A 25097-nucleotide genomic window follows, 5' to 3' on the forward strand; every position below is an offset into this window, starting at 1 on the left:
CGAGGCCCGTCGATTTGTGCTTTACTCGCCGTGACACACAACACGAATTCCCAGCTGGACGCTTAGCCCAAGCCAGGTTCAGGACGTGATGAGGTGCATGGCGCGAGCGGCGTGAGGCGGGTCCATCCCCCGGCAATATCGTGCATGGGACCGGAAAGGCGCAAACGAGCGCCCACTCCGGCCAATAAGGAGACAGCAATGCCGCTCAGCATCAGTCTGACGGTCAACGGGAAACCGGTGACCGCAAACGTCGAACCGCATCTTCTGCTCGTCCAGTTTCTCCGCGAAAATCTCAGGCTCACCGGCACGCACGTCGGCTGCGACACGGCGCAGTGCGGCGCATGCACCGTGCATCTCGACGGCCGCGCGATCAAGTCCTGCAACATCCTCGCCGCTCAGGCCGATGGCCTCGAAGTGACGACCATCGAAGGCATGTCGAAAGACGGCCAGCTTCATCCGATGCAGGCGGCGTTCAAGGAATGTCACGGCCTGCAATGCGGCTTCTGCACGCCGGGCATGGTGATGACCGCGAGCGCGCTCGCCGCCGATTCGCCCAATCTCTCCGAAGACGAAGTGCGCGAACAGCTCGACGGCAATCTGTGCCGCTGCACCGGCTATCACAACATCGTGAAAGCGGTCCTCGAAGGCGCACAAAACATGAAGGCGCGCGCCTGACGCGACGTCCCTTTCTGACCGATGAATCGCGCCTGGACAGGAGACCGCGATGAACGCACCTGAACAACAGAAACTGATCGGCGCTGGCGTCAAGCGCAAGGAAGACTATCGCTTCCTGACGGGCGCCGGCCAGTACACCGACGACGTCGTCCTGCCGCAGCAAAGCTACGGCGTCTTCCTTCGATCGCCGCACGCGCACGCGCGCATCCGCTCGATCGACATCGACGCGGCGAAGGCGTCGCCCGGCGTCATCGCCATTTTTACGGGCAAAGACCTCGCGGCTGACAACGTCGGCGGCCTGCCGTGCGGATGGCTCATCCACAGCACCGATGGCTCGCCGATGCACGAGCCGCCGCATCCCGTCATCGCGCACGACAAGGCGCTGCACGTGGGCGATCAAGTCGCGCTCGTCGTCGCGGAATCGCTGAAGGAAGCGAAAGACGCGGTCGAGCTGATCGCCGTGGACTACGAAGAATTGCCCGCCGTGGTCGATACCGCGAGCGCCGCCGATCCCGGCAAGCCGCTCGTCCACGACGCCGTGCCGGGCAACGTCTGCTACAACTGGGGTCACGGCGACAAGGCGCGCACCGACGCCGCTTTCGCGCAGGCCGCGCACGTGACGACGCTCGATATCGTCAATCAGCGCCTCGTGCCGAACGCCATCGAGCCGCGCGCCGTCAACGCGAGCTACTCGAAGCACGACGACAGCTACACGGTGTACGTCGCGAATCAGAATCCGCACGTCGAACGATTGCTGATGGCGGCGTTCGTGCTGTCGCTGCCGGAATCGAAGCTGCGCGTCATCGCGCCGGATGTCGGCGGCGGCTTCGGCTCCAAGATCTTTCTTTATCCTGAGGACGTCGCGCTGACGTGGGCATCGAAGAAAGTGGGGCGTCCCATCAAGTGGGCAGCGGAGCGTTCCGAAGCCTTTCTTTCCGACGCCCACGGCCGCGATCACGTCACCAAGGCCGAACTCGCGCTCGACAAGGACGGCAAGTTTCTCGGGATGCGCGTTCACACGACCGCCAACATGGGCGCGTATCTGTCGACGTTCGCGTCGTCAATTCCGACCATCCTCTACGCGACGCTCCTCGCCGGCCAGTACGCGACGCCCGCGATCTACGCCGAAGTCAAAGCGGTGTTCACGAACACCGTTCCCGTCGATGCCTATCGCGGCGCGGGCCGTCCCGAAGCGACGTATGTCGTGGAACGGCTCGTCGAGACGGCGGCGCGCGAGATGAACATCGATCCGGTGGAATTGCGCCGCCGCAACTTCATCCGCGAATTTCCGTACGCGACGCCGGTCGGTCTCACCTACGACACCGGCGATTACGACGCCATCCTCGACCGCGCGCTGGAACTGGCCGATGTCGCCGGTTTCGAGAAGCGCCGCGAGGAATCGAAGCAGCAGGGCAAGCTGCGCGGCATCGGCTATTCGTGCTACATCGAGGCGTGCGGGCTTGCGCCGTCGAATGTCGCGGGTGCGCTCGGCGCGCGCGCGGGCCTGTTCGAAGCAGGCGAAGTCCGCGTGCATCCGACCGGCTCCGTCACCGTATTCACCGGCTCGCACAGTCACGGACAGGGACACGAAACCACTTTCGCGCAGGTCGTGGCCGACCGGCTCGGGATCGCGATTGAAAACGTCGAGATCATTCATGGCGACACGGGGCGCATTCCGTTCGGCATGGGCACGTATGGATCGCGGTCGCTGGCGGTCGGCGGTTCGGCCATCGTGAAGGCGCTCGACAAGATCGAAGCCAAGGCGAAGAAGATCGCCGCGCATCTGCTCGAAGCATCGCCGCAGGACGTCGAATTTAACAACGGCGTGTTCCGTGTCGCGGGCACGGACAGAACGAAGACGTTCGCGGACGTATCGCTCGCCGCCTATGTGCCGCACAACTTCCCGCTCGAAACGATGGAGCCGGGCCTCAACGAGAACGCGTTCTACGATCCGACCAACTTCACGTATCCGTCCGGCGCGTATGTCTGCGAAGTGGAGGTCGATCGCGACACCGGCGAGACGCGCATCCAGAAGTTCACCGCCGTCGACGACTTCGGCAACGTGATCAATCCGATGATCGTCGAAGGACAAGTGCACGGCGGGCTCGGCCAGGGCATCGGACAGGCGATGCTCGAACGTTGCGTGTACGACAAGGACAGCGGCCAGTTGCTTTCCGGCTCCTTCATGGACTACGCGATGCCGCACGCCATCGACTTGCCGAGCTTCAATGTGGAGACCGCGAAGGGCACGCCCTGCACGCATAACCCGCTCGGCGTGAAGGGCTGCGGTGAAGCAGGCGCAATCGGCTCGCCGCCCGCCGTCATCAACGCGATTCTCGATGCGCTCGCGCCGCTCGGCGTGAAGGACTTGCAAATGCCCGCCACGCCGCATCGCGTATGGACCGCGATGCACGCCGCTCAACCCGCTTGAGGATGACCGCCATGTACACCTTCGACTATCAACGGCCGAACGAAGCGCAAGCAGCGGTCGCCGCACTTTCCGCCGACAGCGACGCCAAGTTCCTCGCGGGCGGCCAGAGCCTGTTGCCGACCATGCGCCTGCGGCTTGCGCAGCCGTCGGCGCTCGTCGATGTCACGCGCATCGCGTCGATGAAAACCGTCACGCTCGAGGCCGGCAAGCTGACCATCGGCGGGGCGATGTGCCACGCGCAAGTCGCGTCGAACGCGGATGTGAAGCAGGCGCTGCCGGGCCTGGCCGATCTGGCGAGCCGCATCGGCGACAGACAGGTTCGCGAACGCGGGACCATCGGCGGTTCCCTCGCCAACGACGATCCCGCCGCGTGTTATCCGTCAGCCGTGCTCGGGCTGAACGCGACGATCGTGACGGACCGCCGCCGCATCGCCGCCGACGACTTCTTCATCGGCATGTACGAGACCGCGCTCGAACCGGACGAACTGATCACCGCCGTCGAGTTTCCGCTGGCCGAGCGCGCGGGCTACGAGAAGTTTCGCAATCCCGCGTCGCACTTCGCGCTCGTCGGCGTGTTCGTCGCGAAGCATGCGGACGGTGTGCGCGTCGGCGTGACGGGCGCGGCGCCGTCCGCGTTCCGGGCGAAGGAGCTGGAAGCGGCGTTGTCGAAGGACTTCTCGGTGGCGTCGGCGCGCAGCGTGACCCTTTCCGCCGATGGCCTCAACGACGACATGCACGCGAGCGCGGCGTATCGCGCGCATCTGATTCCGGTGCTGGCGGGCCGCGCGATCGAACGCGCGATGTCGTTCGGAACGTGATGCAGAGCGAGCCCGATTCGATCGACGACACGCTCGCGCGCCTGCGCGAGCATCAATACTTCGCGAGCCGCGAGCTTGCGACGGCCCTCTTTCTCGCGCTGAAGATGCAGCGGCCGCTGTTCCTCGAAGGCGAACCGGGCGTCGGCAAGACGGAACTCGCGAAGGCGGCGGCGGGCATCTGCGGCACGACGCTTCTGCGCCTGCAATGCTACGAAGGGCTCGACACGGCCAGCGCGCTCTACGAGTGGGACTATCCGCGGCAGATCATGGCGCTGCGGCTCGCGGAGGCGTCGGGCGACACGCCGTCGAACGATTCGCTGTATCGCGGCGAGTTTCTGCTGAAGCGTCCGCTGTTGCAGGCGCTGCTGCCCGATCCCGATAACGCCGCCGCGCGCCGCGTGCTGCTGATCGATGAAATCGACCGCGCCGACGAGCCGTTCGAAGCGTTTCTGCTCGAACTGCTGTCGGACTTTCAGGTGTCGATTCCGGAGTACGGCACGGTGCGCGCGGCAAGGCCACCGCTCGTTGTGATGACGTCGAACCGCACGCGTGAAGTCCACGACGCGCTGAAACGGCGTTGCCTGTATCAGTGGATCGGCTATCCGGAGCGCGATGTCGAACTGGCGATCGTCGCGGCGCGCGCCCCGGAAGCGAGCCGCGCGTTGCAGGCGCGGGCCGTCGCGTTCGTCCACGAATTGCGGACGATGGACCTGTTCAAGGCGCCGGGCGTCGCGGAGACCATCGACTGGTGCCGGGCGCTCGCGGCGCTGTCGGTGTCGGAACTGGATCCGCAATCGGTGCAGGACACGCTCGGCGTGCTGCTCAAGTATCAGGACGATCTCGCGCGCATGGACGCAGCGACGCTCGCGCAGTGCTTGTCGACGGCCGCGAAGGCGTGACGATGGAGACGCTCTCGCGCAACGTCGTTCATTTCGTGCGGCTGCTGCGGGGCGCGGGGCTCGGCATGTCGCCGGCGCAAGCGGTCGATGCAATCGACGCGCTGCGGTTCATCGACTTGCGCCGTCGCGACGACGTGCGCGCGACGCTCGCGTGCCTTCTGGTCCACGCGAGCGACGAGCGCGATATCTTTGATGCCGCCTTCGATCTTTTCTGGCGCGATCCCGACTGGGAAGGCAAGCTGCGCGCGCTGTTGCTGCCGAAGGTGGAAAGCGGCGCGCCGCCGCCCAAGCGCAATAACCGTCTCGCCGATGCGCTGGCGGCGCGCTCCGAGGCGAAGCGTCCGCCAGCGTCCGAAGCGGAGCCCGAACAGACTCATGCGCGCATGAGCTTCAGTGCGCAAGAACGCCTGAGCCATCGCGATTTCGACACCCTCACCGCCGACGAATGGCGTGCGCTGCGGCATCGGATTCGCGCGCATCGTGTGCCGCTCGCGACGGAGCCGACGCGCAGGCTCAAGGCGGCATCACGCGGCACGCACGCCGATCTGCGCGCGAGTGCGCGTCAGGCTGTTCGCGCGGGCGGCGACTGGACGGCGTGGAAGTATCGCGCGGTGGTGGAGCGCCGGCCGCCGCTCGTTCTGCTGCTCGACATTTCCGGTTCGATGAGCGCGTATTCCCGCGCCGTGCTGTACTTCTGCCATGCGCTGCTGCAATCGCGCGAGCGTCTGCAAGTGTTCCTGTTCGGCACGCGCCTGACGAACGCGACGCGTGCGCTGCGCGAGCGCGATCCCGATGTCGCGATTACGACGCTCGGCGAGCAGGTCGCGGACTGGTCGGGCGGCACGCGCATCGGCGCGGCGCTGGCGGAGTTCAACCGGCGATGGGCGCGCCGCGTGCTGGCGGGCCGCGCGACGGTGTTGCTCGTCACCGATGGACTGGACCACGAAGCGATCGACGTGCTCGATGCGGAGATGGCGCGGCTCAGGCGCTTCGCGCATCGGCTGGTGTGGCTTAATCCGCTTCTGCGATACACCGGCTTCACGCCCCGCGCGCGAGGCGTGCGCGCGATCCTGCCGCACGTCGATGCGATGCTCGCGGCTCATAACCTCGACAGCCTCGCCGCTGTCGGACGGGAACTGACCGCGCTATCCGCGCGCGGCGCCCGCACGCATGGAGAACACACGCGATGGAACTGACCGAAACTCACGTGTTGCCGGTGCCGCAGACGCGCGCGTGGGAAGCGCTCAACGACACGGCGATACTGAAGGCCTGCATCCCCGGGTGCGACAGCATCGAAGCGGACGGTGAAAATGCCTATGCCGTCGGGATGACTGCCGCCGTCGGCCCCGTCAAGGCACGCTTCAAGGGACGCATGCAACTGACGGACATCGACGCGCCGCACACCTACACGATCGTGTTCGAGGGGCAGGGCGGCGCGGCGGGCTTCAGCAAGGGCAACGCGAAAGTGAACCTCGAGCCGGGCGACGAAGCCGACACGACGAAGCTGACCTACAGCGCGAACGCGCAAGTGGGCGGCAAGCTCGCGCAAATCGGCTCGCGCCTCGTGGATGGCGCAGCGCGTAAGATTGCAGCTGAATTCTTCAAGCGATTCGGCGCGCAGCTTCAGGGCGGGCAGGAATCGAACGAAGTACAGGATGCATCCGCCGCTGAGGAAGCCGGCGGAGAGAAGGAAGAGAAAGGGAAGAAATCATGGACAGCGTGGATCTCGAAGTCCTGAAACACAGCGCGCAATGGCTCGAACAGGGCAAGCGCGTGCTGCTCGTCACGGTCGTTAAAACGTGGGGTTCGTCGCCGCGGCCGGAGGGCGCGATGCTCGCGGTGCGCGACGATGGACACGTCGTCGGCTCGGTATCGGGCGGCTGTATCGAGGACGATCTGATCGAGCGCGTGCGGCAAGGCGGCATCGAACAGACGAAGCCGGAAGCGGTGAAGTACGGCATTAGCGCGGAAGAAGCGCATCGCTTCGGGCTGCCGTGCGGCGGCACGATTCAACTCGTGCTGGAACCGCTCACGCGCGAAAGCGGTATCGCGGAACTGTGCGAGGCGGTGGAGAGCGGGCGGCTCGTCGCGCGCACGCTGGACATGGCGACGGGCGTGGCGCGGCTCGAACCCGCGCGCGCCACCGATGGCGTCGCGTTCGACGGAGCGACGCTGCTGACCATCCACGGTCCGCGTTATCGCATGCTGGTGATCGGCGCGGGGCAGTTGTCGCGCTATCTGTGCAGCATCGCGGTCGGCCTGGACTACCACGTGACGGTGTGCGATCCGCGCGTCGAGTACACGGACGAATGGGACGTACCGGGCACGATCATCGTGCGGACCATGCCCGACGACACGGTGATGGACATGAAGCTCGACGAGCGCTCTGCGGTCATCGCGCTGACGCACGATCCGAAGCTCGACGATCTCGCCTTGATGGAAGCGCTGAAGACGCCCGCGTTCTACGTGGGCGCGCTGGGGTCGCGTCGCAATAACGCAGCGCGGCGGGAGCGCCTGAAGGAATTCGATCTCAACGACGCCGAACTCGCGCGGCTGCACGGGCCGGTCGGCATTTATATCGGCAGCAGGACGCCGCCGGAAATCGCCGTGTCGATCCTCGCGGAAGTCACCGCTGCGAAGAACGGCGTGTCGCTGCCTGAACTGCTGCGCGTCGAGGGCGCAAAGGCGGCGCGCGAAGTCGCCGGAACCGGCGAAGCCTGGGGCGTTTGATTACAAAGGCCTGGGGGTTCCGACTAACGAATAGTCGCAGCCCGCATCACTATGCGGTGTGGATGCGCGGCGACGGCATCCTGACCACGGGGATTCGCCCCGTGCTCGTCGATGCATCCACCGGCGCGCTCACCGATTCGCGCGAACTGCCGTGGTATCTGAAGGTGCTGCTTGGCTCGCAGCCACTGCATTTCGGCGACTTCGGCGGCATGCCGCTCAAGATCTTTTGGGCCGCCTTCGATGTGTTGACCGTGGTCGTGCTCGGAAGCGGCCTCTATCTGTGGCTGACGCGGCATAACGCGAGAAAGCGCCGCGCGTCGGCGGCGCGCTGACTTACATCAAGCCGCACACGATCATCGCGATGAGCGAGACGGTGACGATCGCCGCGCCGGCCGTCTTGCGCTTGTTCAGTTCGGTCCAAACCAGCACGCCGGTCAACGAGAGCAGGATCAAGCTGCCGGCGAGCGTATCGATAAGCAACACCCAGCCGACGCTCAAGCCGACGCCCTTGTGCAGGTTCGTCATCATCGCGAGGAAGGTGTTTTCGGTCCGCTTCACCGACACGAAGTTGTTGCCGACCCAGTACTCCGCCATCACGCTGCTGCCCGGCGTCGAGACCATCGCCGACCATTGCTCGGGCTGCATCGTGCTCTTGTCGCCCCAGCCAACGGGGTGCGCCGGCTCGCGGCGCGTGCGGCCGAGGTTGCCGTCGATCTTCAGTTCCTGCTTGACCCACACGCCCATGTCGCGCGGCGACTTGAACCCGCCCGCCGGCAACGCAAGCTGCATCTGCGATACCTGCGGCTCGCCGGTCGAGATGCGCATCGGCGGCGCGCGGTGATTCAGCAGAAAACCGGTCACGCCGAAAAGCAGGCCGAGAATCGCGCCCCACAGACCGACCCAGCCGTGTACCTTGCGTAGCCACTTAAGAAACGTCGAGCGGCGCGAGCGGTTCTTGCGTACGACTTGCTCGGCTTCATCGATCAGGCGTTGATGCGGGCGATATTGGGCCGAGCCGCTCGTCGGCTGGGGATTGAGGGTATCAGGCGCGTTCAAGCGTCTCTCCGAATCGGACGGTTCCTAGGCAAAGCCGCGCCCCGATCGCGCATCAGAAGCGGCGATCGACCATAGACGGGCAAATGAGAATTGTTATCATTACACGCATACACGCGTGGCACAATCCTTTGCGATTGCCTGACGACCGGCTTTATTTACGAAAAATTTCAGACGGGCCACAGCGGGCCTTCCTGCATCGCGCCGACCTGCTCGCGCAGTTCGAGGATGCGGTCTTCCCAGTAACGCTGCGTGTTGAACCACGGGAATGCAGCGGGAAAAGCCGGATCGTTCCAGCGCCGCGCAAGCCAGGCGGCGTAATGAATCAGGCGTAGCGTCCGCAGCGCTTCGATCAGATGCAGTTCGCGCTGATCGAACTCCCGGAAGTCTTCATAGCCCGCGAGCAGGTCGGCGAGCGCGCTCGATGCTTCCGCGCGTCCGGCGGGCAGCAGCAGCCAGAGATCCTGGATCGCGGGGCCCATGCGGCTGTCGTCGAAATCGACGAAATGCGGGCCCGCGTCGGTCCACAGCACATTGCTCGGATGACAATCGCCGTGCATGCGCAATTGGCCGAAATCTCCGGCGCGCTCGAAACAGTGCGCGACGCCTTCCAGCGCCATCGATACGACGCGCTCGTAGGCCTCGCGAACATCGTCGGGGACGAAGCGATGCGTCAACAAGAACTCGCGCGGCTCGTAGCCGAACGTCTGGATGTCGAGCGTCGGACGCTCGCGATACGGCTCGATCGCGCCGACCGCGTGAATGCGCCCGATGAAGCGCCCGAGCCATTCCAGCGTGTCGCGGCGGTCGAGGTCGGGCGCGCGCCCGCCGCGCCGCTCGAAGACGGAGAAGCGAAAGCCGTCGAACTCGTGCAGCGTCGTGCCTTTGACGACGCGCGCCGGCACCGCCGGAATCTCACGCGCGACGAGGCTCGCGACGAATGCATGCTCTTCGAGGATGGCTTCGTTCGACCATCGATTCGGCCGATAAAACTTCGCGATCACCGGCGCGCCGTCTTCGACGCCGACCTGATACACGCGGTTCTCGTAGCTGTTGAGCGGCAACAGGCGGCCGTCGGTGCGCGCGCCGGCGGGCATCAGCAGACCATCGACGGCGTCGAGCACGCGCTCGGGCGTGAGGCCGGCGAAGGGAGGGGCGTCTTCGGCGGACGCGTCGGCGGAGTCGGAATGAAGTGAGTTCATCCCGACATTGTGCCGCGCCTTCCAGCGGCCGGCACGCGACGATTCGTCAGCCGACGCGCGGCATCCTCAATGGACGACCGTGTTCGACGGGCGCACGACATCGCCCGTATCGATCAGGTCTTCGAGAAAGAACGGCTCGGTATTGAGCAACTGAGTGACGCCGGGTTCGCCTGCGTACCAGGCGACCATCGCCATGTCGCCAAGAATGCGCATGACGATGCCGCGCGCGCCCTGAGGCACGGCAATATGCACGGAGCGGACAATCGAACCGATTTGCATGATGAATCCCCGTTTACGTGCCGGCGATCAACAGATGATACGCCGGCCAAGTGTTGCACCCGCACAGGCTTTCAACGGCTCGTGCACCGACAATCGCCGCGTCTTTGTTGCGTGAAGCGCGACTTGCGCGGCTTTCATGAACGATTGTGCGCTTACTTTAGCGCATGGCGGCGCGCGAATGCGATGCTCTTCACCGTGAATTGTTGCCTGACGCAGATACCGCAAGCGTCAGTCCTGTGGTGCGGCATGCCGAATGCACCGCTGCATCCGGCAAACCCTAGGGAACGGCGTATCGTTACGCGTTTGATGTTTTAAGCGGAGACTTACCCGTGAGTGCCCCAGCCGACGACGCAACGGCCTACCTCGAACGCGGCTCGCGCGCTTACTGGCGCGCGTCGCTCGCGCTGCTCTTCGCCGGCTACGCGACGTTCTCGCTGCTCTACTGCGTGCAGCCGCTGCTCCCCGAATTCACGCGATCGTTCGGCGTCACTCCGGCGGTGAGCGCGCTGGCGGTTTCCGTCAGTACAGCGGCGCTCGCTATCGCGATCTTCATCGCCGGATTCGTGTCCGAAAGCTGGAGCCGGCATCGGCTCATGACGCTGTCGCTGCTTGCGTCGTCCGTGCTCACGGTGATCGCCGCCTTGCTGCCGAACTGGCACGCGCTATTGATCGTGCGCGCGCTCGAAGGCTTCGCGCTCGGCGGCGTCCCGGCCGTCGCGATGGCCTATCTCGCGGAGGAAGTGCATCCCGAAGGGCTCGGCCTCGCGATGGGCCTTTATGTCGGCGGGACCGCGATCGGCGGCATGGCCGGGCGCGTGATCAGCGGCGTGCTTGCGGACTTTTTCGGCTGGCGCGTGGCGATCGGCGGCATCGGCCTGCTTGGGCTGCTCGCGACGCTCGCGTTTCGCTCGCTCCTGCCGCCGTCGCGGCGATTCAAGCCACGGCGCGGCGTCGGGTTTCATCATCATCGGCGCTCGCTTGCGGGGCATTTGCGGCATCGCGGATTGCCGTTTCTGTTTCTCACCGGCTTCGTGCTGATGGGCAGTTTCGTCACGCTCTATAACTACGTCGGGTATCGGCTGCTTGGCGCGCCGTTCAGCCTGAATCAGACGGAGATCGGCGCGATCTTCACCGTCTATTTGACGGGCGTGGTCGCGTCGCCCTGGTCCGGCAAAATGGCCGATGTCTTCGGACGCGGCCGCGTGCTGATGGCGAGCGTGCTGCTGATGATGATCGGTATCGCGCTGACGGTGTCGACGTCGCTGCCGGTGATCATCGGCGGTATCGCGTGTCTGACGTTCGGCTTCTTCGCCGGGCACTCGGTGGCGAGCGGCTGGGTCGGACGGCTCGCCGCGCAGGCCAAAGGACAGGCCGCGGCACTCTATCTCCTCGCGTATTACCTCGGATCGAGCCTGATCGGATCGTACGGCGGGCACTTCTGGACCGCGTTCGGATGGCCCGGCGTCGCGGGGCTGATTGGCGCGCTGCTGGTGATCGGGCTGGCGGCCGCCGCTTATCTGAATGGACGCGAGCGCGCTGCGCAAGCCGAATGAAATCTTAGGAAACCTAGGGTTTTTCCGCGGCTGCTTAATTGTGCCCCCGCGCGGGCCTTGTGGCGCAAGGCCGCACGCGCTGAGCTTCGCGTCCGGCCCCCCCTCGCCCGCCGACGAGCCGTCTCCCGCAGCCTATACTCGAATCGTCGATGCGACGCTTGTTCGAAGCGCATCGAGACCGAAAAAGCAGGACGATGGGAGACGCACCATGACGTATTTCACGATCGGCGATTTCATTCTGGTCATCCCGATGGCGCTCGCGGGCGCGCTGTTTCTCGGGGCCATTCCATGCGCTTCGCACTTCAAGAACAACGTGCTCCGAGCGTTCGGCGCGCTCGTCGGCGTGCTCGTCGCGTTTCTGCTCGTCGAGGGATTACCGGCGCTCATATGACGATGACGTCGCCACCGCGACGTCATCGAGCGCAAGCGGTTCTTACAGATGTTCGCCGAGGAACACCAGCGTGCGTCCGTGAGCGAACGCGGATGCCTTCGCGTTATACGACGCGCGCTCGCCGCAGTTGAAGCCGTGATCGGCGCCGGGGTACACATGCACTTCGGCATCCGCGCGGCCCGCGAAGCGCTGACGCACGGCGTCGACGGCATCGGCGGGAATATGGGCGTCGAGTTCGCCGTAGTGGAACTGGATCGGCGCCTTGACCTGATCGGCCTTGTCGAGCTGATTCTGGATGCCGCCGCCGTAGTAAGCCACCGCCACGTCCACCGAGCCTTCCGCCGCGGCCAGATACGCCAGGCGTCCACCGAAGCAGTAGCCGATCGCAGCCACTTTGCCGCTCACCTCCGGCAGCGCGCGCAACGCCCTGGCGGCTGCGCCGACATCGGCGACGGCTGAGTCGAGATTGGTCTTCTGCAGCAGTTCCATCGCCTTGTCGCGATCCGCGCCTTCATAGCCGAGTTCGACGCGCGGCTGCGTGCGCCAGAAAACATCGGGCGCGAGCGCGATATAACCATCGGCTGCATATTGATCCGCGACGCTGCGAATGTGCGAATTCACGCCGAAGATCTCCTGCAGGATGATGACGGCAGGTCCGGTCCCGGTCTTCGGCAGCGCGAGATAGCCCTGGAAGCTGCCGCCGTCGGCGGGAATGTCGATCCATCGGGAAGTCACGGTAACGGTCACGTCGAAGCTCCTTGTTTGCTTGATGAGAAACGCAGGCGAGTGAGTGTGCCAGCTTTCCCTTTCAGTCGCCTGAGCGTGCCCTGGCATACGCTTTGACACGCTGGCCCATTTTTAGAGGCTCATACCTAAACGCATCGTGAAAACGGCCTTTTAAAACTGGCTAATGGCGATAGGGCGGCGGATTATCGGCGCATGAGCAGCGAACTTGAAGAACGCGTGAAGCCGGGCCGCGCGATGCCCCGGAAACCCGCGCTGACAGTGCTTTCGAGCGAGATCGCCACCACAAAGTCGCGGGCTTCTCAACTAGCCGTTAATCGGTAGTCACACCACTATCTTAAAAAACTTCCCTAAATTAATTTGACAACCCTACACTTGCGCGCAGTGCGGATGGCGGCCGCCACGAACGGCCTGCCAGAAGGACTTGCCAAGTGCATGACGATGCATCCGGCGTGGTCGTCCACGGGACTGAGCGATCGTAATGAAAGACGGGGCACAGGGCGATTACGTTGTCGTTGTTTTGGACCGAAACTGGAGACTTACATGAACACCAAGCTTCACAAAGTGTTGCCGATCAGCGCCGCAGCCGTGCTGTTCGCTACGTTGGCAACGTCCGCAGCAGCCGACCAGGTCGTCAAGATCGGTCACGTCGCACCGCTGACCGGCGGTATCGCTCACCTGGGCAAGGACAACGAAAACGGCGCGCGGATGGCAGTCGAAGAGATCAACGCAAAGGGTCTCACCATCGGCGGACAGAAGATCACGCTGCAACTGGACCCGCAAGACGATGCAGCCGACCCGCGTACCGCTACGCAAGTCGCGCAGAAGCTCGTCGATGACAAGGTCGTCGCGGTCGTCGGTCACCTGAACTCCGGCACGTCCATCCCGGCATCGAAGATTTATAGCGACGCGGGCATCGTCCAGATCTCCCCGTCGGCAACGAACCCGGCCTACACGCAGCAAGGCTTCAAGACGACGTATCGCGTCGTCGCGACCGATGCGCAGCAAGGCCCGGCGCTCGCCAACTACGCGGCGAAGAGCCTGAAGGTGAAGACGGTCGCCGTGGTCGACGATTCGACCGCCTACGGCCAGGGTCTCGCGAACGAGTTCGAGAAGACCGCGAAGTCGCTGGGCCTGAAGGTCGTGTCGCATGACGCGACGAACGACAAGGCCGTCGACTTCCGCGCCATTCTCACGAAGATCAAGGGCGAAAACCCCGACGCCGTGATGTACGGCGGCATGGACGCGACCGGCGGCCCGTTCGCCAAGCAGGCGAAGCAGCTCGGCCTGCGCGCGAAGGTGCTCGCGGGTGACGGCGTCTGCACGGAAAAGCTGGCTGACCTGGCCGGCGATGCAACCGACAATGTCGTGTGCTCGGAAGCAGGCATGGCGCTCGAGAAGATGGAAGGCGGTCAGGCTTTCGCGGCCAAGTTCCAGAAGCGCTTTGGCCAGCCGATCCAGATCTACGCGCCGTTCACGTATGACGCGGTGTACATCATCGTCGACGCGATGAAGCGCGCCAACTCGGCTGACCCGGCGAAGATTCTCGCTGCGATGCCGAACACGGACTACAAGGGCGTGATCGGCCAGACGAGCTTCGACTCGAAGGGCGACCTGAAGCACGGCGTGATCTCGCTGTACGACTACAAGAAGGGCAAGAAGACGCTGCTCGACGTGGTCAAGATGTAATCACGGCAGGACACTCGTCCTGAAGAACGCGCGGACCCGAAAGGTCCGCGCGTTTTTTATATCTTCAGCCGCCTGAGGATGCGCGGGCCGATCAGCGCGACCGCCGCGCAACACGCGGCGACGATGCACAGCCCGATCGGCAGCGAACTGACCTGCGCCACGCCGCCGATCAGCACCGGCCCCAGCAGCAAGCCGAAATACGCGAGCCCGGCGACCTGCGCGAGGCCTTCTGCCGCCGTCACGCCTTCGACGCGCGCAGCCGCCGCGAACAGCACGGGCATCATGTTCGCGAGACCGAGGCCCATCAGCGTGAAGCCGGTCATCGTGACGATGGCGTTCGGAAAGACGAGCGCCATCACCATGCCGATGAACGCGAGCCCCGCGCTGCTGAAGACGAGTTGCGGCGCGCCGAAACGCGCGCGCACCGCATCGCCGCCGAAGCGCCCGGCCGCCATGCCGCCCGAGAACGCAGCGTAGGCGGCGCTGGAAAGCGAATGTGTGGCGAGCACGACATCGCGCATATAGACGGTCGCCCAGTCATACATCGCGCCTTCCGCGATCAATGCGATCAGCGCGAGCCCGCCCAGCGCCCACAACGCGCCCGAGCGCCAGCGGTTCGACGACGACGCCTTCGCGTGGTCTTCGTGATGCTGCACGTGAGGCAGCACCGAGGGCATCGACGCGAGCAAGACGACGACGCTGGCCCCCGACGCCAGCGCGAGATGCGCCGCCGGCGCGAAGCCATGCGCAATCAGCGCGCCGCCGATCGCCGCGCCCGCCATCCCGCCGATGCTGAACATCCCGTGCAGCGACGACATGATCGGCCGCGCGAGCGCTTCTTCGACGGCGCTCGCTTCGGCGTTCATCGCGACGTCGAGCGTCGCCATGCCGCAGCCGAACACGGCGAGCACGATCAGCAGCATCCAGAAACTCGGCACGACGAGAATCAGCGCGCCGCACACGGTCATCGTGACGCCGCTCGCCATGCAGGCCGTGCGCGTGCCGGCGCGGGCGATCCATGACGCGGTGGTGAGCATCGCGAAGATCGAACCGCCCGCGACGGCGAACAGCGCAAGCGACAGCATGCCCGGGCTGAGCGCGAACTTGTCGCGCACGGTGGGAACGTGCACGCCCCAAGACGCGTACATCAGTCCGGCGATGAAGAAGACGGCCATCGTCGCGTAACGGGCGCGCTGGCGCGTCGCGGGAGGCAGGCTGCGATGCAGCGCGAGCGACGGATTGGACTCGCGGGCGGAAGAAGCGGTAGTCGAGTCGGACACAGGAATGCCGTTGGAAAAGGAGGCGAGGTGCCGGGGTTGCAATGGCGCGACGCCGGAGAACCGGACACGATGCCGTCCGGCGCGCAAGCTTACGATTCTATCGAACGGCCAGGAGACACGCTCGCGGGCGGTGCATTACCATTTTCGGAAGCTCATTTCGGAAGCCATCGCATGCACATCCCGCCGCAAGCGCCGCTGCACCTGATTCATCGCGTATCGGAAGGCACGCTCGCCACTCATTCACGCGAGCCGAGCGGCTTTCCCTACCCGACCGCGCTGCCGTTCGCGCCGACCGCGCGCCATGCGCCGATGCTGCTCATCAGCCGTCTGGCCGAGCACACCCGCAATCTTCACGCCGATGCCCGCGCCGGTTTTCTCGTCGCCCACGCAACGGATGGTCATGTGCTGGAAGGCCAGCGGCTAACCTTGCTCGGCACGTTCGCGCCGGCGGCGGAAAGCGAGCACGAAGAACTGGCGCAGCGCTATCTGCGATATCACCCGGACGCCGGCCGATATCTTCAGCTGGGCGATTTCGCGTTTTGGGTAATGCAGCCGGAGCGAATGCGCTTCATTGGCGGTTTCGGCGCGATGGGCTGGCTCGATGGCGATGACATCGATCCGCTCGAGCCGATTGCCGCCGCCGAGGAGTCGTCGCTATGCGCTTTTTTCGATGCTTATGCGAGCCGCCCCACTAATCTCGAATTGTTAGGGATTGATCGCTACGGCTGCGATTTGCTTCGTGATGGCATCCGCAATCGTTTCACCTACGATAAACCCAGGCTCACAACGGAAGATTTAAAGGCAGCAGTTATCGATTGCTTCGAGCGTCAGACGTGAACACGGGGACGGAATATGCCCTTTGGGTGCGATGTAAGGCCGGCGGGAATGCGGTTGGCTAACAAGTTGCCATTTGATGGGAATTTTCTTGACCCGCGACTATGGGTACTTTCATTCCATGACATCAGAAGAGTCCGTCAAAGTCCCAGAATTCAAGCATCAGCGATAGCTCGAAAGCCGCGCAATCCGGCAAATGTTACGAGCCAATACATCTAAACGCATTAATGTCAATGCGACGCTCCGTCATAATCGGTTCTGTGTTAATCTCCGCATCAACCCGAGGCTATACTGATAACTGACAGAGCGAGCGCCTGACTCGCAAGACAGCACACCACTCAAGGAATTGCCATGCCTTCATACAAGGAACTCCTCGCACAACGCGAGTCTCTCGAACGTCAGATCGAAGAAGCAAAGTCGCGCGAATACGCCGAAGTGCTTAATGAGATAAAGCAGAAGATGGCTGATTATGGCATCACGCTTCAGGAATTGGCCGGGGGTCGCGGCGGCAAATCGACCAAGGCATCGTCGCGTGGCCGTTCGGGTGTCGCGCCTAAATATCGCGACCCGGAAAGCGGCAGCACGTGGTCCGGCCGTGGCAAGCCGCCGAAGTGGATCGCGGGCCAGGATCGCGATACTTTCCTGATCGGCAAATAAGCCGCGTCAGACGTAAAGAACTAGAAAAGGTCGCGCAATGCGCGACCTTTTTCTTTGCGACCCCGGAATCCGTCGTTAGCTGCATGGGTAAGCTCCACGTTATAAGCTGCTGATTCGTAACGAGCGCGGGGTCGGAGGCGGCGCGATGCACCGCGCCGCGCTGGTAAAATCAAACCTCGATGACACGAGGTGGATTACATGTCACTTTCAGTGGCGGATGCGGCGGAAAAGCAGGCGGTTGCCGTCCGGACTACGTGGACAAGTATCCTGCTTAATAGCGGCTTGACCGCAGGCCAGCTAGTCGTGGGTGTAATTGCGCACTCGCAGGCGTTGATTGCCGACGGCGTGCATTCCCTGGCCGATATCGTGTCGGATTTTGTCGTGCTGATTGCGAACCGGAAGGCCGCTGCCGTTCCGGATATCGATCACAACTACGGTCACAGCCGGTATGAAACCGTCGCTTCCCTTTTCCTCGGTGGATTGCTGATTGTCGTTGGCGCGGGAATGTTATGGCGCGCCGGAACGCGCATCATGCATCTTCACGATATTCCGCCAGTCCACGCGAGCGCGCTGGCGGTGGCCATTATCGTGCTGCTTTCGAAGGAAGCGCTTTTCCGATATATGCTCCGGGCCGCTGAACGCGTCCGTTCCGCAATGCTCGTCGCGAATGCGTGGCACGCCCGTTCGGATGCGGCTTCTTCGCTCGTGGTTGCGCTCGGCATCATCGGCAGTCTCGCCGGTTTTCGCATTCTCGATCCTATTGCGGCGGCGCTCGTCGGTTTCATGATCGGCAAAATGGGCTGGAGCTTTGCCTGGGATGCGCTGCAAGATCTCTCGGATCGCGCACTTGATGAAGCCACCACCGCCGATTTACGCAGCATGTTGCTCGATACGCCCGGCGTTCGTGATGTGCATGACCTGCGCACCCGCAAAATGGGCGACCTCGCGATCGTCGATGCGCATATTCTCGTCGATCCGCTCATTACCGTTTCGGAAGGCCATTTCATTGCAGAATCCGCGAGGGCGCATATTCTCCTGGACCCCCGCGTGATCGATGCGCTTATTCACGTCGATCCCGAAAGCGATGCCGCGAATCCGCTGCCCGGCAAATATCCGCTGCGCTCGGCCGTCGCGGAGGCGGTGCGTGCGGCATTCGCCGTACCGGGCTTATCCGTCGATGCACTCAATCTGCATTACCTGAAGCGCGGCTTCGATGTCGAAATCCTGTTGCCGCCTGCCAAGTCGGGCGACACGGAATCGCGGCTCGCGAGCGTCGACCTCGACGCGCTCAGGCAGACCTTGGGCGCACGCGAGATTCGCGTGGCTCAGTCGATGACGCGGGCCGCGCAGAGAACGGCTAAACACGCCGCCGATTAACGCGCCCGCATCGAATCAGAGCGGCAGTTGCGTATCGAACTTGATTTCCCGCAACACGACGCTCGTGCGAACCTGCGCCACCGCCGGAATCTTGAAAATGCGGTCGTGCAGAAAAGCGTCGTACGCCTTGATATCGGGCGCGACTATCTTGAGGATGTAATCCGATTCGCCGGTCGTGCTGTAGCACTCCGTCACTTCTGGGCACGTGGCGATTTCGCGTTCGAATTGTTCGACGCCGCCTTCCGTATGCCGCGTCAGGTGAATATGCGCGAGCGCGCAGACATGCAGGCCGAGTTTCTCGCGATCTAGCAGCGCGGTATAACGCTGGATGACGCCAGACTGCTCCATGTCCTTGATTCGTCGCCAGCAAGGCGTACTGGACAGGCCGACCTGATCGGAAATTTCCTGAACGGAGCGCCGGGCGTCTAGTTGCAGAAGACGCAGGATTTTTTGTGAGAATGTATCGAGAGTCAACTGCGCCTCCGTTCGGTCGCGATTTGACTCTCATAGTAGAGGCGCCAGAAAAGAAAGGCAATGCAACGCCAGTGCAATGAGGTAGTTTCCCCTACTCACTGACTAGACGGCGCGTTTTTACCTTTCGCATTATCGCCTGCCGGCGACGTCGCATTTTCGTCGGTATTCTGCGACGTTCTCGCTGCCGCCGCCTCTTGCGATGCCCGCAATTCCGCCAGCATATTGCAGAACAACGCGCCTTGCTCGATGGCGTCATCAAGCGCGACGTGCGTGTGCGGCAATTCATCGAACCAGTGCTTTGGCAGGCGCGGCTTGATGGCCTTGCGATATGGCAGGCCCGTCATGGCGAACGCGAGCGTCTTGATATCCAGCGCGGACCACGAGAACGGGCATCGCTCGGCAAAGCGCATCATGTACCAGAACATATAGGTAAAGTCGAAGCCCGCCGGATACGCGACGAACACCGGCTTGCCCGGCAACGCCTCGACCCATTCCACATAGTTGACGAGCGCGGCCTCCGGCTTTTGCAGGTCGACGCGGCATGCCGCCCACGCTTCGGGCTGCGTTTTCCACCAGGCGGCCTGCACGGGATGCGGCGCGGCGCCTTCCAGCGTTTCGAGATTCGCGGAGAACGTAGCGATGAGCTGCTTGTCCGCCGTGTAGGCCGCTGATGCAAAACTCAGCATCGAATGCGGCCCGGGGATGGGACCGTCGGCTTCGACATCGGTGCTGACATAGATTTCGGGGATCGCGTTCATGCTGCGACTCCATCGCGGACGAACGGGTTGCTGCGACGCTCTTCTCCGAAAGTCGACGCCGGACCGTGACCGGGCACGAACGTGACATCGTCGCCGAGCGGCCAGAGCTTCTCGCGGATCGAGCGGATCAATTCCGCGTGATTGCCGCGCGGAAAGTCCGTGCGGCCGATTGAGCCCGAGAACAGCACGTCCCCGACGAAGGCCAGCCGATGCGCGCGACTGAAAAACACGACGTGCCCCGGCGTATGTCCGGGACAGAAGTAGACCTCCATCTCTTCATCGCCGAAGCGAACGGTGTCGCCGTCCTCGAGCCAGCGTTCGGGCGTGAACGGTTCGGCATTCGAGAATCCGAACCGTTGCGTCTGAGCGGGCAACTGATCGATCCAGAACGCGTCTTCCTTGTGCGGCCCTTCTATCTGTATTCCGTAGTGATCTGCCAGCGCCTTGGCCCCGCCGCAATGATCCAGATGGCCGTGCGTCAGCAGGATCTTCTCGACAGTGACGCCCTGCTGCTCCACTTCCGCGATGATCCGCTCGATGTCCCCACCCGGATCGACGACAGCGGCGCGCTGCGTCGCTTCACAGATGACGATGGAGCAGTTCTGCTGAAATGGCGTCACGGGAACGAGAATGACTTTCATGGGTCTGTCGATGAGGCTGACGCGCGTGTAAAAACGCTCATTGTACCGGGGGCGAGAGACCGTCGACGAAGGCGCGCGTAAACTCGCTAACCAGCCAAAAATACGGAAATTCTTACGCTCATAGTCAGAATCAATGACGATTGCCACAGTCCGGCGGACTGAACCCCGATTTTTTTGTATAATGCCTTCACTTGTGCATGGTTTCATCATGCCGTCAACGGGTGATCGCTGAAACGCCAGTGCGTTTTTTACAATCACCATCAGTACGCTGTTAGGGGCCAAAAGCCTCGCAACTGCAACTCAACGCACCTTCTCGTAGGTGCACACGTCTTGTCCAGCCGGGCGCCGCGCGTCTGTCAGATGGCCTTTGCGCCGTCACGCTGGATGGGGCCTACGCCGCCGTTCCTGCGCTGTCTCGTGTGAGACGCGCACGAGTGTGATGCCACGTTCGATGGCGGCATGTGGGGTCTGGTCAGGCTGCCGGGGACAGGTTGCGCCAGACGTGAACGATAACCGGGCGTTTGCGGCGAACTTGCGCCGCATCCGGGCATCAGTCCGCCGTTCGCTCGATCGAACGGCGCGCTGTCATGCACGGCGAAGCCTATGGCTGCCTTGCGCGCGCTCAACAGTGCGGCGCGGCGGCCGCTTACCGTTGGAACACGTCTATGGATGTTCGATACATTCGACATATTGCAAGCCTGTTAGCCGTTGGCGTGCTGGCCGGTTGCGCCGCGCCGGGATCGGGCGATGTTGCCTCGTCGACGCCCGCTTCGTCTTATCATCAGACGGCAGGCTCTTTCAGCACGAGCAATGCCCGCTCTGCCGATACGCCCCTCGCCTTCGACTCCAGGCTGAACGCACTGCCGGCGCAGGATGCCGACAAGGGCCGTTCGCTGGCGGACGCCGAGCCGATCACGGCCGGACCGGACGTCGGCAGTTTCGAGCAAAAGGGCAAGGCTTCGTGGTATGGCCGGCTGTTCCACGGCCGCAAGACCGCGAGCGGCGAGAAGTTCAACATGAACGCGATGACCGCCGCGCACCGCACGCTGCCGCTGGCGTCGTGGGTGCGGGTGACGAACGAGTCGAATCACAAGACCGTCGTCGTCAAGATCAACGATCGCGGTCCGTACGTGGGCAATCGCGTGATCGATTTGTCGTATGCGGCCGCGTCGGCGCTCGGCATGCGCGGCGTCGGAACGCAGAAGGTAAAGATTGAAGGACTTACGCAGCAAGAGGCGCGCGCCGCCCGCGAACAGTCCCAATCGCTCGCCGACGACAGCGTGAACTGAACGTTCACCGTCCGTTCGATACAGCAAAGGGCCGTCCATCGACGGCCCTTTGCTTTTCTACTCTTCTTCCTGCTGTTTGCTAAGCCGCAACGCGCGATCGTAGAGCATGTTGCGCGACGCTCCGGTCAGCGTCGACGCAATGCGCGCCGCGCTCTTCACCGATAGTTCTTCCAGCAACGTGGCGAGCAGCGCATCGTGCGCGTCGTCCGCTTCTTCGAGTTCCGGCGCGCCTTCGACGACGAGCACGAATTCGCCGCGCTGACGGTTCGCATCGCCTTCGAGCCACGTTGGCCCTTCGGCCAGGGTGCAGCGATGCAGGCTCTCATGTAACTTCGTCAACTCGCGTGCGATGAGCAGTTGCCGGTCGCCGCCGAGCACTTCTGCGAGCGCGCGCGTCGTTTCGACGATGCGATGCGGCGCTTCATAGAACACCAGCGCCATCCGATGATTCGCGAGCGTCCGAAGCTGCGCCGCGCGTTGCTTCGGCTTGGCGGGCAGAAAGCCGACGAACGTGAAGCCAGCGACCCACGCACCGGCCGCGCTCAATGCGGTGACGACCGCGCTTGCGCCCGGCAGTGGAATGACCGGGAAGCCGGCTGCGCGAACGGCATCGACGAGGCGCGCGCCCGGATCTGAGATGCCGGGCGTGCCCGCATCCGACACGCACGCGAGACGCTCGCCGCTGCGCAAATGCTCGATGACGCGCTCGGCCGCGCTGCGCTCGTTGTGCTCGTGCACTGCGATCAGCGGCTTCGCGATGCCGTAGCGCGCGAGCAGTTGCGCGGTGTTGCGCGTGTCTTCGGCCGCGATGCGATCGACGAGACCGAGCACGTGCAGTGCGCGCACGGTGATGTCGGCGGCATTGCCGATCGGCGTTGCGACGACATAGAGCGCGCCCGTCGGATATTGCTGCCCGTCGGCTAATTCGGAGATCTGAAGCATGTGCGCGGACGTGCAGGGTAAAGGACCACATTCTGCCACGCGCGCGGGCAACAACTTTAGCGGGAAGCTCATGTCCAAAATGCTCGGCGATGCGTTCGAAGCACGCGCGCTCGAATATCTGCAACGGCAGCGCATGCGCCTCGTTGCGCGCAATGTGCGATGCCGCGGCGGTGAGATCGATCTCGTGATGCTCGATGAACGCGGCGCGCTGATCTTCGTCGAAGTGCGTGCGCGCAAGAGCGCGCGCTTCGCGGATGCGGCGGCGAGCGTCGGCATGACGAAGCGCACGCGGCTCGTGCGCGCCGCGCAGCACTATCTGACGACGTGGCACGGCGCGCTGCCGGCCTGCCGCTTCGATGTCGTCGCTTTCGATGCGGGCCGTATCCGCTGGCTTCGCGACGCCTTTCGCGCCGACGAGTCCTGAGCCACGGTCGGCCGCATGGTGCATGCGGTAAACTGCGCACACTCGATGCGGGCGCGCGCCTCGCGTCCTCGTCCCATGCAACGAACGCCGCATCGCGGCCGATTAACCGAGAGTCGATGTCAGTCGAACGCATCCAACAGCAATTCCGCGACAGCGCCGCGCTCACACTCGAAGCACTGGATTCGCTCGCGGTTCCGATCGCGGCCGCGGTCGATACGCTCTTCAGCGCGCTCGCCAACGGTTCGAAGATCCTCGTCTGCGGCAATGGCGGTTCGGCTGCCGACGCACAACGCTTCGCCTCGTCTCTGATCGGCCGGTTCGAGCGTGAGCGTCCGGGCTTGCCGGCTATCGCGCTGACGACCGATTCATCGATACTGACCGCCATCGGCAACGACTATGCGTTCGAGCAGATCTTCTCGAACCAGGTGCGCGCGCTCGGCCAGGCGGGCGACGTGTTGCTGGCAATTAGCACATCGGGCAATTCGGTCAACGTGCTTGCTGCAGTTCAGGAAGCACATGAGCGAGAGATGATCGTGATCGCGCTGACCGGCAACGGCGGCGGCGTGATGTCCGAGGTGCTCGTCGATACCGACATTCATATGTGCGTGCCGTCCGAGCGGACCGCGCGCATCCAGGAAATCCATCTGCTGACCATCCATTGCCTGTGCGACGGCATCGACGCGATGCTGCTGGGCGAAGACTGAATTTCAAAAGGGGAACGGATTTGATGAAGAAGACACGCGTCAAGGCGGCGCTGGCCAATGCCACGCTGATGGTGAGCCTGTTGTCCGGCGTCGCGCTGACGCTGCAAGGCTGTGCACTCGCTGTCGTCGGGGCGGCTGCGGGCGGCACGCTCATCGCCACGGATCGCCGTACGCTGGGCGCGCAGACCGAAGATCGCGAGATTCAGGTGAAGGCGCTTTCGCGCATAAAGGACAACGTGTCGGATCAGGCGCACGTCAACGTAACGGTGTTCAATCGTCGCGTGCTGCTGACCGGTGAAGTGCCCGACGACGCATCGAAGCAGCGCGCCGAAGCCGTCGTGCGCGATATCAACAACGTGGGCGGCATCGTCAATGAGCTGGCGGTGCAGCCGGCGAGCTCGTACTCGTCGCGCGCCAACGATTCGTACCTCGAGGGCCGCGTGAAGACGGCGATGGTCGGCGAGAAAGATCTGTCGGCGAACTACTACAAGGTAGTGTGCGAGCGCAGCGTCGTTTATCTGATGGGCCTCGTCACACAGGATGAAGGCGCGCATGGCGCCGATGTTACCGCGCGCGTGCCGGGCGTCGAGCAGGTCGTGAAGGTGTTCCAGTACATCAAACCGGATGAAGCGAAGGCGCTCGAAGCGGCGGCTGCATCGGGCGCGAGCGCGCCTGCTGCAACGTCGTCTTCAAGCGATGCGACGGTGGGTACGGTGCCGGATTCGTCGGTGACGGCGCGGCCGCTGGATCAGCAGTCGCCCGCGCCGGTCAAGAACTCGGACGTGCATCCGGGCGGTTCTTCGAGCAAGTGATAGGTGTCGATGATGTTTGAAGCAAGGGTTGCAAGCGGCGCGCTCGTCGTGGCGTTGTCGTGTTTGGGCGTGTCGATGTCGATGTCGATGTCGATGTCGGCGTTCGCGGCGGATCAGCCCGGGCCGACGGCGAATGCGATCGCCATTGCGCGCAGCAATGCGTGCATGGGCTGTCATGCGGTGGATCGCAAGCTGGTGGGGCCATCGTTTCAGCAGGTCGCGCAAAAGTACAAGGGCGATGCGCAGGCGTCTGCGAAGCTGGCGAAGAAGGTGAAGGACGGCGGCGCGGGCGTGTGGGGTTCGATTCCGATGCCCTCGCATCCCGCGATGAACGACGGGGATGTGAAGGCCGTCGTTGCGTGGGTGCTGGCAGGGGCGCCGCAGAAGTAACGTGGTTCTGTGGGCCTTCGGGCCTTTGGGCGCTTGATTGGCGCGCAGAGG

General features: G+C 63.7%; 27 protein-coding genes and 1 pseudogene. 19 read left to right on the forward strand and 9 right to left on the reverse strand.

The window, feature by feature from the left end; translation table 11 throughout:
- Window positions 1–198 precede the first annotated feature (198 nt).
- The 8 genes and pseudogenes from LDZ21_RS13565 to LDZ21_RS13600 all read left to right on the forward strand — a co-directional run.
- Window positions 199–675, forward strand: a complete 477-nt coding sequence (locus LDZ21_RS13565; protein ID WP_244793720.1) for a (2Fe-2S)-binding protein — start codon at window positions 199–201, stop codon at window positions 673–675.
- A 49-nt stretch (window positions 676–724) separates the two neighbouring features.
- Window positions 725–3106, forward strand: coding sequence for a xanthine dehydrogenase family protein molybdopterin-binding subunit (locus tag LDZ21_RS13570; protein ID WP_035968536.1), 2382 nt, complete (start codon window positions 725–727; stop codon window positions 3104–3106).
- An 11-nt stretch (window positions 3107–3117) separates the two neighbouring features.
- Complete coding sequence (locus tag LDZ21_RS13575) at window positions 3118–3924, forward strand: FAD binding domain-containing protein (RefSeq protein ID WP_244793721.1); 807 nt, start codon at window positions 3118–3120, stop codon at window positions 3922–3924.
- Window positions 3924–4823, forward strand: a complete 900-nt coding sequence (locus LDZ21_RS13580; RefSeq protein WP_035968533.1) for an AAA family ATPase — start codon at window positions 3924–3926, stop codon at window positions 4821–4823. The genes LDZ21_RS13575 and LDZ21_RS13580 overlap by 1 nt, the downstream gene beginning before the upstream one ends.
- A 2-nt stretch (window positions 4824–4825) precedes the next feature.
- Window positions 4826–6019, forward strand: a complete 1194-nt coding sequence (locus LDZ21_RS13585) for a vWA domain-containing protein (RefSeq protein ID WP_035968599.1) — start codon at window positions 4826–4828, stop codon at window positions 6017–6019.
- Window positions 6010–6561 (forward strand): SRPBCC family protein, encoded by a 552-nt coding sequence (locus LDZ21_RS13590; protein ID WP_244793722.1) that lies wholly within the window; start codon window positions 6010–6012, stop codon window positions 6559–6561. The genes LDZ21_RS13585 and LDZ21_RS13590 overlap by 10 nt, the downstream gene beginning before the upstream one ends.
- Window positions 6534–7553: an XdhC family protein gene (locus LDZ21_RS13595; RefSeq protein ID WP_244793723.1), complete on the forward strand. Its 1020-nt coding sequence runs from the start codon at window positions 6534–6536 to the stop codon at window positions 7551–7553. The genes LDZ21_RS13590 and LDZ21_RS13595 overlap by 28 nt, the downstream gene beginning before the upstream one ends.
- Window positions 7554–7591: 38 nt before the next feature.
- Window positions 7592–7885, forward strand: a pseudogene (locus LDZ21_RS13600) (PepSY domain-containing protein); the annotation flags it as partial.
- A 1-nt stretch (window position 7886) separates the two neighbouring features.
- Here the strand turns inward: LDZ21_RS13600 and LDZ21_RS13605 are convergent.
- The 3 genes from LDZ21_RS13605 to LDZ21_RS13615 form a co-directional block, all read right to left on the reverse strand.
- Window positions 7887–8609 (reverse strand): PepSY-associated TM helix domain-containing protein, encoded by a 723-nt coding sequence (locus tag LDZ21_RS13605; RefSeq protein ID WP_244793724.1) that lies wholly within the window; start codon window positions 8607–8609, stop codon window positions 7887–7889.
- A gap of 167 nt (window positions 8610–8776) precedes the next feature.
- Window positions 8777–9808, reverse strand: coding sequence for a serine/threonine protein kinase (locus LDZ21_RS13610; RefSeq protein ID WP_244793725.1), 1032 nt, complete (start codon window positions 9806–9808; stop codon window positions 8777–8779).
- A 66-nt stretch (window positions 9809–9874) separates the two neighbouring features.
- On the reverse strand, window positions 9875–10087 hold the full coding sequence (locus LDZ21_RS13615) for a hypothetical protein (protein ID WP_014192763.1): 213 nt from the start codon (window positions 10085–10087) through the stop codon (window positions 9875–9877).
- A gap of 329 nt (window positions 10088–10416) precedes the next feature.
- Here LDZ21_RS13615 and LDZ21_RS13620 point away from each other — a divergent pair, with 329 nt between their 5' ends.
- Window positions 10417–11640, forward strand: a complete 1224-nt coding sequence (locus tag LDZ21_RS13620) for an MFS transporter (protein ID WP_244793726.1) — start codon at window positions 10417–10419, stop codon at window positions 11638–11640.
- 208 nt (window positions 11641–11848) lie between these two features.
- A complete protein-coding gene (locus LDZ21_RS13625; RefSeq protein WP_035968518.1) occupies window positions 11849–12031 on the forward strand; it encodes a hypothetical protein in 183 nt (60 codons plus the stop codon).
- Between the two features lie 42 nt (window positions 12032–12073).
- Here LDZ21_RS13625 and LDZ21_RS13630 read toward each other — a convergent pair whose 3' ends face one another.
- Window positions 12074–12778: a dienelactone hydrolase family protein gene (locus LDZ21_RS13630; protein WP_244793727.1), complete on the reverse strand. Its 705-nt coding sequence runs from the start codon at window positions 12776–12778 to the stop codon at window positions 12074–12076.
- A 540-nt stretch (window positions 12779–13318) separates the two neighbouring features.
- On the opposite strand from LDZ21_RS13630, the gene LDZ21_RS13635 reads away from it, so the two are divergent.
- Window positions 13319–14464 (forward strand): branched-chain amino acid ABC transporter substrate-binding protein, encoded by a 1146-nt coding sequence (locus LDZ21_RS13635; protein WP_035968512.1) that lies wholly within the window; start codon window positions 13319–13321, stop codon window positions 14462–14464.
- Window positions 14465–14520: 56 nt separating this feature from the next.
- On the opposite strand, the gene LDZ21_RS13640 is transcribed toward LDZ21_RS13635, so the two are convergent.
- Window positions 14521–15744, reverse strand: coding sequence for an MFS transporter (locus LDZ21_RS13640; RefSeq protein ID WP_280519412.1), 1224 nt, complete (start codon window positions 15742–15744; stop codon window positions 14521–14523).
- 171 nt (window positions 15745–15915) lie between these two features.
- On the opposite strand from LDZ21_RS13640, the gene LDZ21_RS13645 reads away from it, so the two are divergent.
- From LDZ21_RS13645 to LDZ21_RS13655, 3 genes are all read left to right on the forward strand, one after another.
- On the forward strand, window positions 15916–16581 hold the full coding sequence (locus LDZ21_RS13645; protein WP_244793728.1) for a HugZ family pyridoxamine 5'-phosphate oxidase: 666 nt from the start codon (window positions 15916–15918) through the stop codon (window positions 16579–16581).
- 348 nt (window positions 16582–16929) lie between these two features.
- Complete coding sequence (locus LDZ21_RS13650) at window positions 16930–17235, forward strand: H-NS histone family protein (RefSeq protein WP_244793729.1); 306 nt, start codon at window positions 16930–16932, stop codon at window positions 17233–17235.
- A gap of 198 nt (window positions 17236–17433) precedes the next feature.
- On the forward strand, window positions 17434–18612 hold the full coding sequence (locus tag LDZ21_RS13655; RefSeq protein ID WP_244793730.1) for a cation diffusion facilitator family transporter: 1179 nt from the start codon (window positions 17434–17436) through the stop codon (window positions 18610–18612).
- Window positions 18613–18627: 15 nt separating this feature from the next.
- Here LDZ21_RS13655 and LDZ21_RS13660 read toward each other — a convergent pair whose 3' ends face one another.
- The 3 genes from LDZ21_RS13660 to LDZ21_RS13670 form a co-directional block, all read right to left on the reverse strand.
- Window positions 18628–19086, reverse strand: coding sequence for an Lrp/AsnC family transcriptional regulator (locus LDZ21_RS13660; RefSeq protein WP_008352298.1), 459 nt, complete (start codon window positions 19084–19086; stop codon window positions 18628–18630).
- 95 nt (window positions 19087–19181) lie between these two features.
- Window positions 19182–19844 (reverse strand): 3'-5' exonuclease family protein, encoded by a 663-nt coding sequence (locus tag LDZ21_RS13665; protein WP_035968506.1) that lies wholly within the window; start codon window positions 19842–19844, stop codon window positions 19182–19184.
- Window positions 19841–20485, reverse strand: a complete 645-nt coding sequence (locus tag LDZ21_RS13670) for an MBL fold metallo-hydrolase (RefSeq protein ID WP_244793731.1) — start codon at window positions 20483–20485, stop codon at window positions 19841–19843. Before LDZ21_RS13670 ends, LDZ21_RS13665 begins: the two co-directional genes overlap by 4 nt.
- Window positions 20486–21150: 665 nt before the next feature.
- Here LDZ21_RS13670 and LDZ21_RS13675 point away from each other — a divergent pair.
- Window positions 21151–21774 carry a septal ring lytic transglycosylase RlpA family protein gene (locus tag LDZ21_RS13675; RefSeq protein ID WP_244793732.1) on the forward strand — a complete coding sequence of 208 codons (624 nt, stop codon included), beginning with the start codon at window positions 21151–21153 and terminating at the stop codon, window positions 21772–21774.
- 57 nt (window positions 21775–21831) lie between these two features.
- Here the strand turns inward: LDZ21_RS13675 and rsmI are convergent, their stop codons facing one another.
- Window positions 21832–22716 (reverse strand): 16S rRNA (cytidine(1402)-2'-O)-methyltransferase, encoded by an 885-nt coding sequence (rsmI, locus tag LDZ21_RS13680; RefSeq protein WP_035968502.1) that lies wholly within the window; start codon window positions 22714–22716, stop codon window positions 21832–21834.
- Here rsmI and LDZ21_RS13685 point away from each other — a divergent pair.
- From LDZ21_RS13685 to LDZ21_RS13700, 4 genes are all read left to right on the forward strand, one after another.
- A complete protein-coding gene (locus tag LDZ21_RS13685; RefSeq protein WP_244793733.1) occupies window positions 22715–23140 on the forward strand; it encodes a YraN family protein in 426 nt (141 codons plus the stop codon). The genes rsmI and LDZ21_RS13685 overlap by 2 nt on opposite strands.
- A 116-nt stretch (window positions 23141–23256) precedes the next feature.
- Entirely contained in the window at window positions 23257–23844 is a 588-nt protein-coding gene (locus LDZ21_RS13690) for a phosphoheptose isomerase (RefSeq protein WP_244793734.1), read from the forward strand.
- Between the two features lie 23 nt (window positions 23845–23867).
- Complete coding sequence (locus LDZ21_RS13695) at window positions 23868–24656, forward strand: BON domain-containing protein (protein ID WP_244793735.1); 789 nt, start codon at window positions 23868–23870, stop codon at window positions 24654–24656.
- An 87-nt stretch (window positions 24657–24743) separates the two neighbouring features.
- On the forward strand, window positions 24744–25046 hold the full coding sequence (locus tag LDZ21_RS13700) for a c-type cytochrome (RefSeq protein ID WP_244794855.1): 303 nt from the start codon (window positions 24744–24746) through the stop codon (window positions 25044–25046).
- Window positions 25047–25097: the final 51 nt, after the last annotated feature.

The organism is Caballeronia grimmiae, assembly GCF_022879615.1.
In the GTDB taxonomy this organism is placed as follows: Bacteria; Pseudomonadota; Gammaproteobacteria; order Burkholderiales; family Burkholderiaceae; genus Caballeronia; species Caballeronia grimmiae.

Coding starts and splice junctions, on each gene's coding strand:
- LDZ21_RS13695 (WP_244793735.1), top strand. CDS start 23,868: ATGAAGAAGACACGCGTCAAGGCGGCGCTGGCCAATGCCACGCTGATG.
- LDZ21_RS13570 (WP_035968536.1), top strand. CDS start 725: ATGAACGCACCTGAACAACAGAAACTGATCGGCGCTGGCGTCAAGCGC.
- LDZ21_RS13675 (WP_244793732.1), top strand. CDS start 21,151: ATGGATGTTCGATACATTCGACATATTGCAAGCCTGTTAGCCGTTGGC.
- LDZ21_RS13690 (WP_244793734.1), top strand. CDS start 23,257: ATGTCAGTCGAACGCATCCAACAGCAATTCCGCGACAGCGCCGCGCTC.
- LDZ21_RS13625 (WP_035968518.1), top strand. CDS start 11,849: ATGACGTATTTCACGATCGGCGATTTCATTCTGGTCATCCCGATGGCG.
- LDZ21_RS13700 (WP_244794855.1), top strand. CDS start 24,744: ATGTCGATGTCGGCGTTCGCGGCGGATCAGCCCGGGCCGACGGCGAAT.
- rsmI (WP_035968502.1), bottom strand. CDS start 22,716: ATGCTTCAGATCTCCGAATTAGCCGACGGGCAGCAATATCCGACGGGC.
- LDZ21_RS13610 (WP_244793725.1), bottom strand. CDS start 9,808: ATGAACTCACTTCATTCCGACTCCGCCGACGCGTCCGCCGAAGACGCC.
- LDZ21_RS13585 (WP_035968599.1), top strand. CDS start 4,826: ATGGAGACGCTCTCGCGCAACGTCGTTCATTTCGTGCGGCTGCTGCGG.
- LDZ21_RS13635 (WP_035968512.1), top strand. CDS start 13,319: ATGAACACCAAGCTTCACAAAGTGTTGCCGATCAGCGCCGCAGCCGTG.
- LDZ21_RS13670 (WP_244793731.1), bottom strand. CDS start 20,485: ATGAAAGTCATTCTCGTTCCCGTGACGCCATTTCAGCAGAACTGCTCC.
- LDZ21_RS13650 (WP_244793729.1), top strand. CDS start 16,930: ATGCCTTCATACAAGGAACTCCTCGCACAACGCGAGTCTCTCGAACGT.
- LDZ21_RS13580 (WP_035968533.1), top strand. CDS start 3,924: ATGCAGAGCGAGCCCGATTCGATCGACGACACGCTCGCGCGCCTGCGC.
- LDZ21_RS13595 (WP_244793723.1), top strand. CDS start 6,534: ATGGACAGCGTGGATCTCGAAGTCCTGAAACACAGCGCGCAATGGCTC.
- LDZ21_RS13615 (WP_014192763.1), bottom strand. CDS start 10,087: ATGCAAATCGGTTCGATTGTCCGCTCCGTGCATATTGCCGTGCCTCAG.
- LDZ21_RS13565 (WP_244793720.1), top strand. CDS start 199: ATGCCGCTCAGCATCAGTCTGACGGTCAACGGGAAACCGGTGACCGCA.
- LDZ21_RS13645 (WP_244793728.1), top strand. CDS start 15,916: ATGCACATCCCGCCGCAAGCGCCGCTGCACCTGATTCATCGCGTATCG.
- LDZ21_RS13590 (WP_244793722.1), top strand. CDS start 6,010: ATGGAACTGACCGAAACTCACGTGTTGCCGGTGCCGCAGACGCGCGCG.
- LDZ21_RS13655 (WP_244793730.1), top strand. CDS start 17,434: ATGTCACTTTCAGTGGCGGATGCGGCGGAAAAGCAGGCGGTTGCCGTC.
- LDZ21_RS13575 (WP_244793721.1), top strand. CDS start 3,118: ATGTACACCTTCGACTATCAACGGCCGAACGAAGCGCAAGCAGCGGTC.
- LDZ21_RS13685 (WP_244793733.1), top strand. CDS start 22,715: ATGTGCGCGGACGTGCAGGGTAAAGGACCACATTCTGCCACGCGCGCG.
- LDZ21_RS13665 (WP_035968506.1), bottom strand. CDS start 19,844: ATGAACGCGATCCCCGAAATCTATGTCAGCACCGATGTCGAAGCCGAC.